Origin of the sequence: Hafnia paralvei (assembly GCF_020150375.1) — a bacterium.
Taxonomy (GTDB): Bacteria; Pseudomonadota; Gammaproteobacteria; order Enterobacterales; family Enterobacteriaceae; genus Hafnia; species Hafnia paralvei.
In genome coordinates this window covers 2,207,915-2,220,440 of the sequence record NZ_CP083737.1, presented here as the reverse complement: position 1 = coordinate 2,220,440, position 12,526 = coordinate 2,207,915, and the positions used below count along the sequence as shown (strand labels likewise).

General features: G+C 49.7%; 12 protein-coding genes. 5 read left to right on the top strand and 7 right to left on the bottom strand.

Going from position 1 to position 12,526, the window contains the following annotated elements:
• Positions 1–65 precede the first annotated feature (65 nt).
• Positions 66–1,748, bottom strand: coding sequence for a long-chain-fatty-acid--CoA ligase FadD (fadD, locus tag K9N75_RS10530; protein ID WP_008813321.1), 1,683 nt, complete (start codon positions 1,746–1,748; stop codon positions 66–68).
• A gap of 453 nt (positions 1,749–2,201) precedes the next feature.
• Between fadD and rluF the strand changes: the two genes are divergently transcribed.
• Positions 2,202–3,083: a 23S rRNA pseudouridine(2604) synthase RluF gene (gene rluF / locus K9N75_RS10525; RefSeq protein ID WP_224452563.1), complete on the top strand. Its 882-nt coding sequence runs from the start codon at positions 2,202–2,204 to the stop codon at positions 3,081–3,083.
• A 55-nt stretch (positions 3,084–3,138) separates the two neighbouring features.
• Here rluF and K9N75_RS10520 read toward each other — a convergent pair whose 3' ends face one another.
• From K9N75_RS10520 to K9N75_RS10505, 4 genes are all read right to left on the bottom strand, one after another.
• Positions 3,139–3,750 (bottom strand): Slp family lipoprotein, encoded by a 612-nt coding sequence (locus K9N75_RS10520; protein WP_004090212.1) that lies wholly within the window; start codon positions 3,748–3,750, stop codon positions 3,139–3,141.
• A gap of 65 nt (positions 3,751–3,815) precedes the next feature.
• Positions 3,816–4,517 carry a tRNA (adenosine(37)-N6)-threonylcarbamoyltransferase complex dimerization subunit type 1 TsaB gene (gene tsaB, locus K9N75_RS10515; protein WP_224452562.1) on the bottom strand — a complete coding sequence of 234 codons (702 nt, stop codon included), beginning with the start codon at positions 4,515–4,517 and terminating at the stop codon, positions 3,816–3,818.
• A gap of 192 nt (positions 4,518–4,709) precedes the next feature.
• Positions 4,710–6,629: a DNA repair helicase YoaA gene (gene yoaA / locus K9N75_RS10510; protein WP_114445979.1), complete on the bottom strand. Its 1,920-nt coding sequence runs from the start codon at positions 6,627–6,629 to the stop codon at positions 4,710–4,712.
• Between the two features lie 149 nt (positions 6,630–6,778).
• The gene (locus K9N75_RS10505; RefSeq protein ID WP_004090217.1) at positions 6,779–7,096 is read right to left on the bottom strand and encodes a monooxygenase; all 318 of its coding nucleotides are present in this window, start codon (positions 7,094–7,096) and stop codon (positions 6,779–6,781) included.
• A 237-nt stretch (positions 7,097–7,333) separates the two neighbouring features.
• Here K9N75_RS10505 and K9N75_RS10500 point away from each other — a divergent pair, with 237 nt between their 5' ends.
• From K9N75_RS10500 to K9N75_RS10485, 4 genes are all read left to right on the top strand, one after another.
• Positions 7,334–7,678 carry a RidA family protein gene (locus tag K9N75_RS10500; RefSeq protein WP_008813317.1) on the top strand — a complete coding sequence of 115 codons (345 nt, stop codon included), beginning with the start codon at positions 7,334–7,336 and terminating at the stop codon, positions 7,676–7,678.
• Positions 7,679–7,681: 3 nt separating this feature from the next.
• On the top strand, positions 7,682–8,686 hold the full coding sequence (locus tag K9N75_RS10495) for a LacI family DNA-binding transcriptional regulator (protein WP_004090221.1): 1,005 nt from the start codon (positions 7,682–7,684) through the stop codon (positions 8,684–8,686).
• Between the two features lie 145 nt (positions 8,687–8,831).
• Positions 8,832–10,286, top strand: a complete 1,455-nt coding sequence (nhaC, locus tag K9N75_RS10490; protein ID WP_008813316.1) for a Na+/H+ antiporter NhaC — start codon at positions 8,832–8,834, stop codon at positions 10,284–10,286.
• Positions 10,286–11,470 (top strand): MalY/PatB family protein, encoded by a 1,185-nt coding sequence (locus K9N75_RS10485; protein ID WP_114445978.1) that lies wholly within the window; start codon positions 10,286–10,288, stop codon positions 11,468–11,470. The genes nhaC and K9N75_RS10485 overlap by 1 nt, the downstream gene beginning before the upstream one ends.
• A gap of 50 nt (positions 11,471–11,520) precedes the next feature.
• Here the strand turns inward: K9N75_RS10485 and mdtI are convergent, their stop codons facing one another.
• Together mdtI and mdtJ are read right to left on the bottom strand one after the other, a co-directional pair.
• The gene (gene mdtI, locus K9N75_RS10480; protein ID WP_004090227.1) at positions 11,521–11,850 is read right to left on the bottom strand and encodes a multidrug/spermidine efflux SMR transporter subunit MdtI; all 330 of its coding nucleotides are present in this window, start codon (positions 11,848–11,850) and stop codon (positions 11,521–11,523) included.
• A complete protein-coding gene (gene mdtJ / locus K9N75_RS10475) occupies positions 11,837–12,268 on the bottom strand; it encodes a multidrug/spermidine efflux SMR transporter subunit MdtJ (protein WP_008813314.1) in 432 nt (143 codons plus the stop codon). The genes mdtI and mdtJ overlap by 14 nt, the downstream gene beginning before the upstream one ends.
• Positions 12,269–12,526: the final 258 nt, after the last annotated feature.

The following is a 12,526-nucleotide window of genomic DNA, read 5'->3' as shown; positions in this document are numbered from 1 at the left end:
ATCAGTACAAAAAATGACGCCGGTCACAACCGGCGTCAACGTTTATCTCTTAGAGTCGCAAGAAGCTATGCGGCGCCTTTCGAGGCCGTCTGCTCCTCACGTAATTTTCTGCGTAGGATCTTACCTACATTGGACTTTGGTAATTCATCGTAAAACTCTACGCTTTTCGGCACCTTGTAGCCCGTGAGATGCTTACGACAGTGTGCAATCAACTCATCGCGAGTCAGTGAAGGGTCTTTCTTCACAACACAGATTTTCACCATTTCACCGGAGGCTTCGCTTGGCACGCCGATAGCTGCGCACTCGAGCACTTTATCATGCATCGAGACAACTTCTTCGATTTCATTCGGATAAACATTGAAACCAGATACTAATATCATATCTTTTTTGCGATCGACAATGCGCAAGAAACCCTCGTCATCCACGGTCACCACATCTCCAGTAGATAACCAGCCGTCTTTGAGGATCTCATCGGTAGCTTCTGGGCGCTGCCAGTATCCTAGCATCACCTGTGGGCCTTTCACCTGTAACTCTCCGGCTTCTCCATGAGCCACTTCATTACCTTCATCATCCACCAAACGCACATCGGTGGACGGCACCGGCAAACCAATACTCCCACTATAATGCTGTAGATCGTAAGGATTACCCGAAACCAAAGGCGCACATTCGGTTAACCCGTAGCCTTCGAGCAAATGACGACCGGTGAGTTTTTCCCATTTTTCCGCAACCGAGCGCTGTACCGACATGCCACCGCCCACCGATAAACGCAGCGTCGAGAAATCCAACTCACGAAAATCTTCGTTGTTCAGCAACGCATTAAACAACGTATTGACACCGGTCAGCGCGGTAAATGGATAGCGGCTTAGCTCTTTTACCATACCCGGAATATCACGTGGGTTGGTAATCATCAAGTTGCAGCCCCCCATTTCAATGAACAGCAGGCAGTTAACGGTTAACGCAAAAATATGGTAAAGCGGCAAAGCCGTGACCACCAGCTCATGGCCTTCATGTAACAGCGGACCATATGCGGCGCGTGACTGCACCAAATTCGCCTGCATGTTGCGGTGGGTTAGCATCGCCCCCTTTGCTACACCGGTAGTGCCTCCGGTGTATTGCAAAAATGCGAGGTCATTATTGGTAATATCAGGCTTGATGTACTGCAAACGGCGACCACGCTGTAACGCGGAGCGGAAAGAGATGGCATCAGGCAGATTATACTTAGGCACTAAGCGCTTGATGTATTTCACGACAAAGTTAACCAACGTGCCTTTCGCCGCTGAAAGCTGATCGCCCATTCGGGTTAAAATCACGTGCTTAACTTGCGTGTTGAACACCACTTTCTCAAGCGTATGCGCAAAGTTTGACACGATGACAATCGCGCTGGCACCACTGTCATTTAGCTGATGCTCAAGTTCTCGCGGCGTATATAGCGGGTTCACGTTCACCACTACCATACCGGCACGCAGAACGCCGAACAACGCAATCGGATACTGCAACAGATTAGGCATCATCAGTGCCACACGGTCGCCTTTTTTTAGTCCCAGCTCATTTTGTAAATAGGCCGCGAATGCACGGCTACGCTCTTCAAGCTTACGGAAGGTCATCACCTGCCCCATATTGATGAACGCAGGCTGATCGGCAAATCGCGCGACAGACTGCTCGAACATCTCTACCAGAGAGGCGTATTGATCAGGGTCGATTTCCGCAGGCACATCTGCCGGATATCGTTTAAGCCAAACCTTTTCCAAGGTCGTTCTCCCGTAAAAATTGTTTTCTTGTTTAAGCCTTGTTTGCATCGCACACCCGCACTGTTAGCCATGAAAAACAACAGAACAATATCCAATGTTTAACAAAATCTTAACTCAGCGTACCAGTTCATGGAAAAACAATGTTCAGGTTGCGATATGCATCACTAAAATTAGCGTAGCCACGGTAGTAGACGCGGTAAAAAATGGCGCCTGCCATAAAAGCAAAAAGCGGCCTCAAGGCCGCTGTAGGTATAATATCAAAAAGAGTAACTTTCTGTAAAATTAGCACTATTTCCGGCTAATAAATCGCCATCATGCCTGTTTTTTCCGCTGCAAACGTCTATCTTTGAAACAGCTGGCATGAGCTGAACGCAGTACATCCACCAATATGATAAATCGATGTTCGTATCAGCGCTCAACTCATGTATATTCCGCTGTTTATCGGAGGGAACCATGCTAACCAATTCATCCACGCGTCTTAACAAATACATCAGTGAAAGTGGCATTTGCTCACGACGCGCCGCCGATCGCTATATTGAGCAAGGGCATGTTTTTATCAACGGCAAACGTGCTGGAATTGGCGATCAGGTTTTCGCTGGTGACGTGGTCAAGGTGAATGGTCAGCTCATCGAGCCGCGTGATGCTGATGATTTAGTTCTGATTGCGCTGAATAAACCCGTTGGTATCGTGAGCACCACGGAAAATGGCGAGAAGGACAATATCGTTGATTACGTCAACCATAGCACGCGCGTTTTCCCCATTGGCCGTTTAGATAAAGACTCTCAGGGCATTATTTTTCTGACCAACCACGGCGATCTGGTGAACAAAATCCTGCGCGCCGGTAATGACCATGAAAAAGAGTATTTGGTTACCGTGAACAAGCCGGTGACCGATGAATTTATTCGGGGAATGGGCGCTGGCGTTCCAATTCTCGGCACCGTTACAAAAAAATGCAAAGTAAAAAAAGAAGCCCCGTTTGTGTTTCGCATCACCTTAGTACAAGGGCTAAATCGCCAAATTCGCCGCATGTGCGAACACTTCGGCTATGAAGTCACTAAGCTCGAACGCACGCGTATCATGAATGTCAGTCTATCTGGACTCCCGCTAGGTGAATGGCGTGATTTGACCGACGATGAGCTGATCGAATTATTTAAAGCGATAGAAGACTCCTCTTCTGAGGCGAAACCGACTAAAAAGGCCAAGCCGAAGGCAAAACCCGCCGCAGCGAAGAGCCCTCCAAACAAAGGGGCAAAACCTGCGGGGAAAAGCAGCAGCGCCGATGCCTCTTCACGTAAGCGATTTACTCAGCCTGGACGCAAGAAGAAAGGCCGTTAATCTCAAATACGACAAAGCCCCGAAATCGGGGCTTTGTTTTAAACGCGAGCGTTCATTAGTTTTCTGTCACTACGCTTTGGACACGTGCCGGACCAGGATTATACCATCCCCAACCAGGGCCAAAGCCGGGTCCCCAAAATCCACCGCGACCATAAGCCCCGTAGCCATAATCCCAAGGACCAAATGGCTGAGGCGGCATCACGATTTCCTGCGTGATGTGCCAACGCTGATAGCCCTGTATATCCATCGTCACGAAGGTATAAGGCGTTTTCCCTATTTTACCTTCAACGCTACCCGTTAATGGCCCTACGACCGTAACAAGCTGTCCTTTAAAATCAACCGGATCTAAGAATGTCGGGCTCTTAGCTATCAAACGCCCCACTGACGGCTGGTTAAGAATGGGTCTGGCTGTATCGTCCAGCGGCATCACCGCTATCTCTAGCGTCGTGGCATCTTTTTGATTAACCACATTCACTACGGTTCCGCCGAAGCGAGACTCCTGACCTACGTACAAATCAGGAGCATTATGCACCGCAACAAAATTCTGCTGCGGCGTTGCAGACGTGCCTTTGATTGAGTCTGGAATGGTGACACATCCAGACAACAACAGCGGGCTACAAACGATCGCCACGCTGACTAACCGACGAACCCAGTGCTTAGAAGGCATATTTAATTCTCCAAAACTAACTATCTCTTTCATATGACTGCTAGTTTAGACAGAAGTTGCCTGAATTATTCACGCCCCGGAAGTTTTTTCCAAGTGACTTCATTGCGCAGATAAGTAGGCTGCGCGTTTTCCACTGCCGTCATCTTACCTAAGGCAAAATCCACCAGCGCCAACGGCAGCATATCTTCAGCCTGAGGCAGCGTTATTTGTCCATCGACCAGCGTAATGGGCGTCGCTGCTGCCATGTCTGGGTAGGTTCCCCATCCGGTGCCAACGCTCGCCCATTCCCCCGCCAGCGCCATGACATTTTGCTGTGCGCGTTCTGGCGTGAAAACTGCCTCGGTGTTTTCTCCCAGCCACACGCCATCATTTTGGCGCTGGTACTGCCCCCAATAAACTTCGCCCATACGCGCATCAATGGCGGCCAGCACCTGCGTGGCACCCATCTGTCGAATTGCGCCCTGAGCCATGGTTGCCAGCGTTGAAACGCCAATCATCGGCAGATCTGCGCCCATGGCTAATCCTTGAGCAATGCCGATACCGATGCGTACTCCGGTGAAACTGCCGGGGCCACGACCAAAGGCCAGTGCATCCAACTGGTTTAACGATACGCCTGACTCAGCCAATATCTGTTGCACCATTGGCAAAATACGCTGTGTGTGTTCGCGTGGACAGATTTCAAACAGCGCATGTTTTTCGCCATTATTCCAGAGCGCAACAGAACAGGCTTCTGTTGCCGTATCAATCGCTAAAATTCGCGTGGACATGCAAACCTCGGGTGGGACAATTAAATGAGTAGAGATAAATCAGGCGCAGATGATAGCACAGCCAACCAACCGATGCCTCTGAAGGGTGTATGACGATAGCTCGTTGCATCACGACATTTGGTTATCGTAAGGCCACAAGCGCCGCCACGGCGCAATCATTCAATCCCCTTCTTCTATCGGACATGGGCAACGTCACTCAATCGCTGATGGATTCCCCGCCTTAAGAAACTCGATGACCTTATTCAAGTCTCGGGTACGTGGTGCCGGAGGCAGGCTATTGAGGAAGACCTCGCCATATGGACGCATGACTAAACGGTTATCGCAGATAATCACTACGCCGCGATCGCTAGTATCACGAATCAATCGTCCCACGCCCTGCTTGAGCGTAATCACCGCGTCAGGAAGTTGAACCTCTGCGAAAGGATCGCCGCCACGAACGCGGCAATCTTCAATTCGCGCTTTCAGCAGCGGATCATCCGGTGATGTAAACGGCAGTTTATCGATAATCACACAGGAAAGCGTGTCTCCCCGCACATCGACGCCTTCCCAAAAACTACTGGTTGCCACTAATAAGGCATTCCCTGCGGCAACAAATTCTGCCAGTAGACGTGGCTTGCTGGTTTCGCCCTGCAACAGCACAGGCAGCGTCATGGTCGCGCGAAACTCTTCGGCTAAATCGCGCATCATGGCATGAGAGGTACAGAGGAAAAAACAGCGCCCCTCATTAGCTTCAATCACCGGCCTGAGCATTCTTGCCAGCTGACGTGCCGCACCACGCTGGTTTGGCGTTGGCAAAAAGCGTGGTACACAGAGCATTGCTTGATTTGCATAGTCAAATGGACTCGGCAAAAGCAGGCTTTTGGCTTTGTTCAGGCCAAGACGCGCAGTGAAATGTGAAACATCGTCATTAACCGCTAACGTCGCTGAAGTGAAAATCCACGAGCCTGGTTTATCCTTCATCACTTCGTTAAATTTTTCCGCTACGGTCAGCGGCGTAAGCGCCATCACAAAGTGACGTGAGTTGCACTCATACCAATAGCTGTAACCGGGTATGGACACATCACGTAGACGTTTAAGGCGATTACGATAGGTCGTGGCTCGCTCAAATGCTGCATCTAACAGCGCAGAACGTCCCAGCGACATTTTCACGACGTCGTAGCACAGCTCCAAAGCATCATCGAGCAACACCAGCGCACGTTGAACTTCCGGTAATGCCAGCGCCTCACGTAAATTGCCACGATAGCCCGGATCGCCGAGTGCTAGGCGGAAGTCCTGCGCACTCTGGCTCAGCCTATCCGCACACTTCTGTAATTGCGCGGTATCTCGCACCTCAGTGCGGTAGGCAATGGTGATATCTTTTGCCAAATCCATCAGTTGGCGGCTGGTCAACTGCTGACCAAAGTATTGGCTAGCAATATCCGGCAACTGATGTGCTTCATCGAAAATCATGACGTCAGCATCAGGAATAAGCTCACCAAAGCCGGTCTCTTTCACGACCAAATCGGCTAAAAACAAGTGGTGGTTGACCACGATAATATCGGCATCCATGGCGCGCCGACGCGCTTTCACCACGAAACAGTCTTTATACTGTGGACAATCGCTGCCAAGACAGTTGTCGTTAGTGCTGGTGACCAGCGGCCAGATAATGCTGTCTTCCGATACGCCGTGACAGTTACTCACATCGCCATCTTCGGTTTGAGTGGCCCAGCCGCGCAGGTGCATTAAATCTGAGAGTGCCTCAGACGCCAATTCACCACCAACCATCGACTGTTGTTCTAAGCGCTCAAGGCATAAATAGTTAGAACGACCTTTGAGTAAGGCTAACTTCCCAGCAAATTTCAGGGCATCACGCACCGTGGGCAAATCTCGTGCGTACAGTTGATCCTGTAGCGCCTTTGATCCCGTGGAGATAATAACCTTTGCGCCAGAACGAAGCGCAGGAACCAGATAGGCATAGGTTTTCCCCGTCCCTGTTCCCGCCTCCACAACCAGTTCTTCTTTAAACTGAATCGCTTTGGTGACAGCTTCGGCCATGTGTTGTTGTGCTTCACGCGGTTTAAAACCCCGTATTGCTTTTGTCAGTATGCCATCGGGCGCGAAATCGTCTGTCACACAGCCTCTCATTCAATCAGTGAAGGCGTGATTATGCCAAGTGATCGGCGTAACAACCACCCACTTTCATTTTTAGTCAGTTTTACTCACAGCTTAAAAAAAGTAAGGCCGCACAGCGGCGGCCCTTATCGATATCAGCGTAGAGACGCTTACCCCGCAGGCTTAAGATTGCCACGCGTAATATGGGTGAGTGGGATATTAATATCAAAAATGCGGCTACGAATATCTGTTGCCCCCATCTGCGCAACGCGTTTTATATGCATCGCGGCGTACTGCTCGGCACTCGCTTTATCGTTAAACAGATAGATCCCACCGGCTTCGCCAGTATCAACATTTTCAGTCCAGATTTTTGAGATAAAACCCTGCTCCTGAGTGATGCTTTGTGCCAGCGGCGTTGCCAATTCGGCCAAACGCTCACCCAACATTTCTGCCGGCATTTTAAAGTCGATTTGCAATAATACGGTCATCTGTGACTCCTTATGTTTTCTATTTCTTGTCTGTCACTATTGAGAATGCCACATACTTGCCGCAGAAAGCAGTGTTTTTCATCGGTTTTCGATATACTCAATATATTGTTATACCCCCAAAAATAGGTGCTAGATCAGAATTGACCTGAGTCTTTTGGGGCGCACTACGTGGCCTTCAACGCAGAGGTGGCTTCATGCATGAAGGGTATAAATCATCAACACTACAAGGAGTTATCTATGTCTATCGAACGTATCAATCCAGAAAAGCGCTGGTCTGACGCCACCGTATTCAATGACACCATCTATTACACCAGCGTTCCCGAGAATCTAGATGACGATGCAACGTCGCAGACCGCTAACGCATTGGCCGCCATCGATATGATCCTAAATCAGCTAGGTACTGACAAAACTCGTATTCTCGACGCGACCATTTTTCTGGCCAACGGTGACGATTTCCAAGCCATGAACGCCGCTTGGGATGCTTGGGTTCCAGCAGGGAAAGCACCGGTTCGTTGCACGGTTCAAGCCAAGCTGATGAACCCTAAGTACAAAGTTGAAATCAAAATTATTGCGGCGCGTTAATTCATGGCCACGATGAAAGATGTTGCCCTGCGTGCCGGTGTTTCCACCGCAACCGTATCGCGAGTGATCAATCAGACATCGTACGTTGAGCCGGTAACCAGAGAGCGAGTGGAAAAAGCCATGCGCGATCTGAATTATCGGCGTAACGCCGCTGCACTGGCATTGGCCAAACGCAGCGGCGACATGCTAGGGCTATTAACGGGTAATTTAGCCGATCCTTTTTTCGCCCGCTTAGCTCGCGGAGTGGAAGAAGTTGCCCGACAGCAAGGTTTCCGTCTCATGGTATGCAGCGGTGGTCACCAAGCCGAACTTGAGAAATCAGGATTGGATTTCCTGATTAATCAGGGCTGCGAAGCGATTGTGGTTCATGCAACCCGCATGTCTGATCAAGAGCTGGTTCGCTACAGCGCTCATTCTCCCGCCATGGTGATCGTTAATCGCTATATTGCGTCATCAGCTAATCGCTGTGTGTGGCTGGATAATCTATCAGCGGCGCGCGAAGCTACCCGCCATCTGTTACAAAAAGGTCATCGTTGCATTGCCTGCATCACTTCGGATTTACCCATTGACGATCGGCAGCAACGGCTTGAAGGATACCGCATGGCGCTGTCAGAGTACGGCATCATGCCGGAAAAAAGTTGGATTATCAGCGTTCCCTTTGATGAAGAAGGCGGCGAAATCGCGGCACAAAAGCTGTTAGATAGCGGAGTTCCATTCACCGCAGCTTTCACATTTAACGATGTGATGGCTGCCGGCATGATGCGCGCATTACATCAGCGTGATATTCGGTTACCCGAACAGCTTTCGCTGATCGGCTTTGACGACGTTGTCCTAGCACGTTATCTCTATCCTGCATTGACGACCATGCACTATCCTGTTGAACGAATGGCTCGTCGTGCCGCCATGCTTGCCATACAACTTTCCCAACAACAGACTCCCCCTCCTCGCTCCCTGCGATTCGAAGCGGGGCTGATCGAGCGCGACTCAGTGATTTGTTTAAGCGAGTAAATTGGGTCGTCAATGCTCACAACCGTGATGTATCTCTCATTTTAATTTGTCATGTAAGCGATTACATAGCAGCTTTCTGTCGATCACATTTGAACAGCCCCATTCCCTTTACGCTAAGCCAATCCTACAAATCTGGAGCACGATCATGAATGCGAAAGAAAACAACGACAAAAAAACGCTCTCTCTAGGGCTGGCTTTAATCCCCATAATTTCCATGCTGACACTGCTCATCGTGGGTTATGGCGTAATGGGATTACGTATCGAACCCCTGCTTTTATGCTCCGCCGCCATTGCCGCAGGTTTAGCCTACTGGCAGGGGTACTGCTGGGATGATGTCATTAACTCCATCGTTAGCAAATTGGCTAAAGCGATGCCTGTGGTCATGATCCTTATCTGCGTCGGCGGCCTCATCGGTACATGGATGTTCAGCGGCACGATCCCTTATATGGTGTACTGGGGGCTAAAACTCATCAGCCCGCAGTATATTCTTATTGCCGCGTTCTTCCTGACTAGCGTGGTTTCTGTCTGTACAGGGACATCATGGGGCTCTGCGGGCACCGTAGGTGTTGCCTTGATGGGAGTCGCTTCAGGTCTGGATGTTCCCTTAGCGGCGGCGGCGGGTGCAGTAGTTTCAGGCGCGTATTTTGGTGACAAAATATCTCCGTTGTCTGACTCCACTAACTTCGCGGCTATCGTTGCCGATACCACGCTGTTTGAGCATATCCAGCATTTGATGTACACCACCATCCCCAGCTTTATTCTGGCCACCATTGTTTATTTGATCGCCGGACACAGCAGCATGATGGGGGACGTGGCAACACCACAACGCGTCACCGACATCATCAATGCGCTAGACGGTCTCTACCATTTCAATATTGTGCTGATTCTGCCTCCCGTTATTGTGCTGTGGGGCGCTATCAGTAAAAAACCTGTTATTCCACTGATGTTATCGGCCTGCGTTCTCGCCATTATTCTTGGTGTTTGGCTACAAGGTTTGAGCGTTAAGCAGGGACTTGATGCCTTCATGGATGGTTTCAACCTGTCGATGTTCCCACAAGGCGCTGAAGGTATCATTGCTGACGTCCCTCGCCTGCTAAACCGCGGTGGATTGTTCTCTATGATGAGCACAATTCTGCTGGTGTTCTGCGCATTCTCGTTTGCCGGAGCACTAACGCTCACCGGTGCACTCACCATTATCATCAATCGTCTGTTAACCGTTATTCACTCCGTTGGCCAACTGATTGCTGCCACTATCGGCACCACTATCCTCGTTACCGGCGCCACCAGCGACGGCAAACTGGCCCTGCTGGTTCCCGCTGAACTTTATCAGGATGCCTATCGTCGCATGGGGCTGGATACTAAAAACCTGTCTCGCACCATCGAAGATGCCGGTACGGTTATTGAACCGCTGATCCCATGGACCGCTGCAGGTGTCTATATGGCAACCACGCTCGGCGTAAGTACACTCGATTTATTGCCTTGGGCGGTGCAGTGCTACTCAGCCATTTTCTTTGCCCTGATTTACGGATTTACCGGCTTTGGCATTGCTAAAGCACAGCCTGAACCAATAGCAGTACAAAGCCGCGAGGAGAATTTATAATGGAAACTAACTTTGACCTGATCATCAATCGCCATGCGACCGGTTCAGTAAAATGGGATTTCATGGATCGCTATCAAAATATGCAAACGCATAATTTGTTGCCGATGTGGGTATCAGACTTTGACTTTGCCTGCCCACCTAACGTGCTTGAAGCATTGCACAACCGTGTCGATCATGGTGTCTTCGGCTACAGCGAGCGTGATGAGGGTTACTACGCCGCGCTTATCAACTGGTTTGCTCGTCGCCACCAGTTGGAAATTAGCCCCGATTGGATTTGTAGCATTGAAGGCGTGGTTCCTGGCCTGTCTTTATTAATCCAAATGCTGAGCCAATCGGGCGACGGCGTAGTCGTTCAAGGCCCCTACTACGGTTCCTTTGCAAAAATTATCCAACTGAATCAACGAAAACTGCTCGAAAACCCGTTAGTGGAAGATGAAACACTGGGCTACGTCATGGACTTTGCGCAGTTAGAGACGGTGTTCCGTGAGCAAAAACCGGCGCTGTTTCTCCTGTGTAATCCGCATAACCCCACTGGCCGCTGCTGGTCTAAAGAAGAACTGACCCAGCTTCTAACCTTGTGTGAAAAATATGATGTTACGGTGCTGTCTGACGAAATTTGGGCCGACTTGTTATTACCAGGTTCAACGTTTACTTCAGTGCTACATCTGGGCGAACGCTGGCACTCACGCGTGATTGCAGCGACCTCTGCCAGCAAAACCTTTGGCCTATCTTCGTTACGGATATCCAACTTCCTGATCCCTAATAACGAGATAAAAACTCGCTTCATTGAGCGTTTAAACGCCCACGGCTTGGACGTTTTCAATGCTCTTTCTATGGAGGCCGCCAGCGCAGCTTACCGCAGTTCAGCCCAATGGCTGGACGAAATGCTGGCTTATCTAGCCGCTAATCGCGATTGGTTTGTTGAACAGGTTAAGACGCATTTACCATGGGCGAAGATATCTCCAGCTCAGGGAACCTATCTTATCTGGATGGACTGCCGCTCACTAAACGTTAGCGATGACGACTTAAAGATGATCATGACAGAGTGCGCTGGTATCGCGCCGTCAATGGGGGCTGGTTTTGGCCCTCACGGCTCGGGCTTTATCCGCTTAAATTTGGGTTGCCCTCGCCGCTATCTAGAACAGGCAATAGAAGGTTTAATCCGCATCAAACCCCAGCGTTAAGAGACAAAAAAGGCTGCCATTTGGCAGCCTTTCATTTTACGTCAAAACCATTAAGCCAGTTTAATCATAATCATACCGGCCAATAGCAGCGTTAGCCCCGCCCAACCTTTCTTATTCAGACGTTGACCGAACAAAATCCATCCGGCAGCAACGGTAGCGGCGATACCAAAACCGCCCCACAGCGCATAGGCAACCGACAGTTCGATGCCTTTAACCGCCTGTGCCAGAGAGCTAAACGCCCCCAGTACCGCCGCTAAGGATAGCAGTCCCATCCAGATACGGCGGAAACCGTCCGACCACTTAAGAAATATGTTGGCTAAAATTTCGAGTACTACGGCTAATGCTAACCACGCGATATGGAACCACTCAAGCTGTTGCATGATTGCCTCCTGTTACGTTGGATTTTGACTGCGCAGGTTTGGTTTTCGCTGCTACGGTGCTTTTCTGCTCACCAGCTTTCGCAGGGGATTTTTTTGTTTTTACCGTACCCGATTTAACCAGCGCGATACCCGCAATCAGCGTTGCCAAGCCCATCAGTTTCATCATGGACATGCTTTCATCAAACCACAGCACGCTGAACAGGGTAATAAACAGAATACCGATGCCTTCCCATAATGCGTAAGCCACGCCCAAAGCAACGCGCTTCACCGCAAACGAAAGCATGATGTAAGAAATGGTGATCATCACTAGCATAACGATGTTGCCCGTCATACCACCGCTTAGACTCGCCCATTTCATTGACAGCGTACCGATAATCTCGGCCGCGATAGCACATGCCAAAAAGATCCAATAAATCATTTTTCTCTCCACAGAGTTTTATTTTTTATTCGACCCGCTATTTTTTTAACTTTTAGCGCTATCATGCCCGTAAATAGGCGCACGAAGTCTAAATTACACTTTGGAAACCGTTATTGATGTTCCAGCGTAAAATGCGAATCGGTAAGAATTATTCGGTTAGGATAAACGCAGACAGCAACAGGTTAAGCCGCTGGTTTTATCAGCTACCGAGAGTGGAGAGAGAAGCTAAAGCTCGCTACACCAGTGATGTTCACTAGA

Bases quoted from the DNA above. Each gene is read 5' to 3' on its own strand.
- rluF (WP_224452563.1), top strand. From the start codon at position 2,202: ATGCTAACCAATTCATCCACGCGTCTTAACAAATACATCAGTGAAAGT.
- K9N75_RS10520 (WP_004090212.1), bottom strand. From the start codon at position 3,750: ATGCCTTCTAAGCACTGGGTTCGTCGGTTAGTCAGCGTGGCGATCGTT.
- tsaB (WP_224452562.1), bottom strand. From the start codon at position 4,517: ATGTCCACGCGAATTTTAGCGATTGATACGGCAACAGAAGCCTGTTCT.
- K9N75_RS10505 (WP_004090217.1), bottom strand. From the start codon at position 7,096: ATGACCGTATTATTGCAAATCGACTTTAAAATGCCGGCAGAAATGTTG.
- K9N75_RS10500 (WP_008813317.1), top strand. From the start codon at position 7,334: ATGTCTATCGAACGTATCAATCCAGAAAAGCGCTGGTCTGACGCCACC.
- K9N75_RS10495 (WP_004090221.1), top strand. From the start codon at position 7,682: ATGGCCACGATGAAAGATGTTGCCCTGCGTGCCGGTGTTTCCACCGCA.
- nhaC (WP_008813316.1), top strand. From the start codon at position 8,832: ATGAATGCGAAAGAAAACAACGACAAAAAAACGCTCTCTCTAGGGCTG.
- K9N75_RS10485 (WP_114445978.1), top strand. From the start codon at position 10,286: ATGGAAACTAACTTTGACCTGATCATCAATCGCCATGCGACCGGTTCA.
- mdtI (WP_004090227.1), bottom strand. From the start codon at position 11,850: ATGCAACAGCTTGAGTGGTTCCATATCGCGTGGTTAGCATTAGCCGTA.
- mdtJ (WP_008813314.1), bottom strand. From the start codon at position 12,268: ATGATTTATTGGATCTTTTTGGCATGTGCTATCGCGGCCGAGATTATC.